This is a genomic window from Microcystis sp. LE19-41.2A, assembly GCF_027530405.1.
GTDB classification, from domain to species: domain Bacteria; phylum Cyanobacteriota; class Cyanobacteriia; order Cyanobacteriales; family Microcystaceae; genus Microcystis; species Microcystis aeruginosa.
Genome location: NZ_JAPZQJ010000136.1, coordinates 1 through 2741, shown reverse-complemented (window position 1 = coordinate 2741; position 2741 = coordinate 1). Strand labels below are relative to the sequence as shown.

Below are 2741 nucleotides of genomic sequence, written 5' to 3'. Positions count from 1 at the left end.
AATGGGGCGAAAGTCTGTGGACTCTGTGTAAGACAGTACATGGTTTTTTAACTGTGGTATGCGACGGTGGTGGAAGCAGAAACTTAAATCGTGAGGTTTAGGAATCGCCGCACTTTTAGGGCGGCGAGGATGTCAACAATATCTCCCTCCATTTTGATGGTTTTACCTCTTGACCCCATTTTGACGGTTTTACGGGTATTAGAGGAAATTTTACGGGTTTTTCGCAGTTCATCACTGGCTTGGTTAAGGGATGCTAACATATCGTCATTCCCTATTTTTACGGTTAAGCGTCGAGCCGTTTCTAGGAGTTGTTCTGCTTTATTTGGGTCTTTATCGGCAATTTTGGTCGCATCTGAGGCTAATTGGGCAATATTGCGCTGTTGCACATACCCCATAACTTCTTGATTCACTTGTGCAACAGTTCCCTGACCTGCTAAAAATTGTACTACAACATTAAGGGGCGGTTGCTCTCCGCGGCGATTTAAGCCAGGAATATCATAAGTTAAGCCAATTTGTGCGATTCTTGCCCTAGAACTGGTACGACTATCAATGGTAAATTCTAAAATGTAAATGGTGTCATCTCCTGCTGCCGCATTACCGATGGGATAAGGGGGGGTTAAGAGCGGATATTCGGCTTGATCTGGATAAACACGGGTGATTTTAGCTAATTTTACCCCTTTGACCGTTTGAATATCTAATTTAATATTATTAATTACCTCATTTTGCGCTTGTTGATAAGCTTGAATAATATAACTAGGAAAGTCAGTAATTAAAATTTGATGGGGTAAGTCTTTTTGAGGAACAACATGGCCAAATTGTCCAGCTGTATTGTTACTAATATCATCTAATAGCTGCTCATTATAATCGCCAACCCCTAGGACCGTAATTGGAATATTACACTGAGCAAAATCATTGGCTAATTGACGGCAATCTTCTTCGCCTATGGTTTGACCATCGGTAAATATTAACGCTCTACGGGAAGTCATCGCTTGATTACCAATAATCCCTAACACTTGATCCATTCCTCTACTTAAAACAGTTCCTCCACTAAATTTAGTTAGTTGATCAATAGCCGATTCAATCGGTTGAATTTGGGTTGCAGGGGTTAAATTAATTAAAGTAGAAGCTTGGTCATCAAAACGAACTAAAGCAATGCGATCTTCTTTGGTTAAACCACCTGAATGTAATAGTTTTTTCAGGGATTGAATCACTACCTCTAGTTTGGTCATTCCCCCTACATTTTCATACATAGAGCCACTGGTATCAATCAGAAAAGCAAAGGTGGTAGAGGGCCGACTTTGAGCTGCTGCTGCTTGGGGTCTAATTTTCATCATTAAAAAGAGTCGCTGGTCTGGAGTGTCAGCAGGTAAAAAATCTCGATGAGGGGTTAAAGATACGGTTAACATTTGTTTTTTCTCCAAAAGAGTAAAGTTGCTAAGGGGTGTAAATATCCTCTAAAGACAGTAACATTCCAAAAGTTGGCTCAATTCCTGTTAATTCTGGATCAAATAAGTCAGGAAATTCTTGATTACCATTATCTTGAAAGTTTTCGAGATTGGTTTCAAAAAGTGAGGGTAAATTCAGTCTAATACTGGTGTAGCGATAACCTTCTTGAATATCTTCTATCCAAGCGTTAATGATTTGGTTAAGGTGATGCTCTCGAATGGCACATAAACTTTCTTGTTGTAAGGTGTCTTGTAACTCTTGACGAATTTTTGGGGTAAAAATTTCTTGAGGATTATCCTCATAATGGGGGTGTAAATCTAAAGGATACTGATAACCTGCCGGTGGAGAACTTTGGGTGTGTAATGATAGGGTATATATAACCATAGAATAGCAACCATAAAATTAATACAGAGAAAAAATAAGTTTATTATGGCGATTTTAACATAGAATTGTTATTTTACAAAGAAATTTAGTTAATTTTAATCTTTCTCAATCCCAATTAAATATCGTCTTAAGAGAATTTAGCGATTAGACAGATTCAGAGAGAAGATTTCTAGATAGAGACGTTGATTAAGAGGAAGAAATGATGTCTTTTGATTGGACTTCCAGACGAATTTCTCCAAACTTACGAGTGTCCCCATTCTTTAAGAGATAAATGAGTTTTTTCATTCCTTTTGCTTGAGCATAATCAGCATTATATTCCATAATAATCTCCTCTCCCTGTTGAAAAATTTTGGCGGTTTCTGGATAAAATCCTTCGGCTTTACTGAGGAGAATATGAGCATTTTGATGACTTCCTAAAATAATGGGAGTATCCCCTAAAGAAAGAGTAGTGGTTTCCTTTTCATGCCAATGAATCAGTAAATAGGCTTTACGACTTAATTGTTCGAGTAAAGCGATCATTAAACCAATAAAAAAGCCTAAAATCACTCCGCCTAATAATCTACCACCGATTTCCCCGATTAAAGGCGACAGTAATAAAAAACCTGCTGCTCCCATTCCCCCTCCAATTGTGCCACCTTGTACGCCGCGAATCCTCCTTAAATTAGGAACAAAAAAGGACATTCCCCCACCGAGTAATCCACCTAATAACATCCATCCCACAATTCTCCCTAAAAGAATAAGGAAGGAAAGACTAGAAATCGGGGTAAAAATGGCTCTTCGGGACTTGGTATGGTTCGATATGGGGGCATAAATCGACTAAATCCTTATCTGGCAAGAGATTTAATTGATTAGTTCGCTCTAGATCGCAAACAATTGACAAAAATCGCGGTAATGTCTGTCTCTATAAGGGT

The 2741-nt window shown here is 38.5% G+C and carries 3 protein-coding genes; all 3 read right to left on the bottom strand.

Annotated elements, in window-relative coordinates:
- Positions 1–83: 83 nt before the first annotated feature.
- The 3 genes from O9290_RS05880 to O9290_RS05870 all read right to left on the bottom strand — a co-directional run bounded on the left by O9290_RS05880 (position 84) and on the right by O9290_RS05870 (position 2541).
- A complete protein-coding gene (locus tag O9290_RS05880; RefSeq protein ID WP_288027987.1) occupies positions 84–1406 on the bottom strand; it encodes a vWA domain-containing protein in 1323 nt (440 codons plus the stop codon).
- 28 nt (positions 1407–1434) lie between these two features.
- Positions 1435–1830, bottom strand: a complete 396-nt coding sequence (locus O9290_RS05875) for a hypothetical protein (RefSeq protein WP_288057921.1) — start codon at positions 1828–1830, stop codon at positions 1435–1437.
- Between the two features lie 186 nt (positions 1831–2016).
- Positions 2017–2541, bottom strand: coding sequence for a hypothetical protein (locus O9290_RS05870; protein WP_288057915.1), 525 nt, complete (start codon positions 2539–2541; stop codon positions 2017–2019).
- Between the last annotated feature and the right edge of the window lie 200 nt (positions 2542–2741).

Coding starts and splice junctions, on each gene's coding strand:
- O9290_RS05870 (WP_288057915.1), bottom strand. CDS start 2,541: ATGTTATTAGGTGGATTACTCGGTGGGGGAATGTCCTTTTTTGTTCCT.
- O9290_RS05875 (WP_288057921.1), bottom strand. CDS start 1,830: ATGGTTATATATACCCTATCATTACACACCCAAAGTTCTCCACCGGCA.
- O9290_RS05880 (WP_288027987.1), bottom strand. CDS start 1,406: ATGTTAACCGTATCTTTAACCCCTCATCGAGATTTTTTACCTGCTGAC.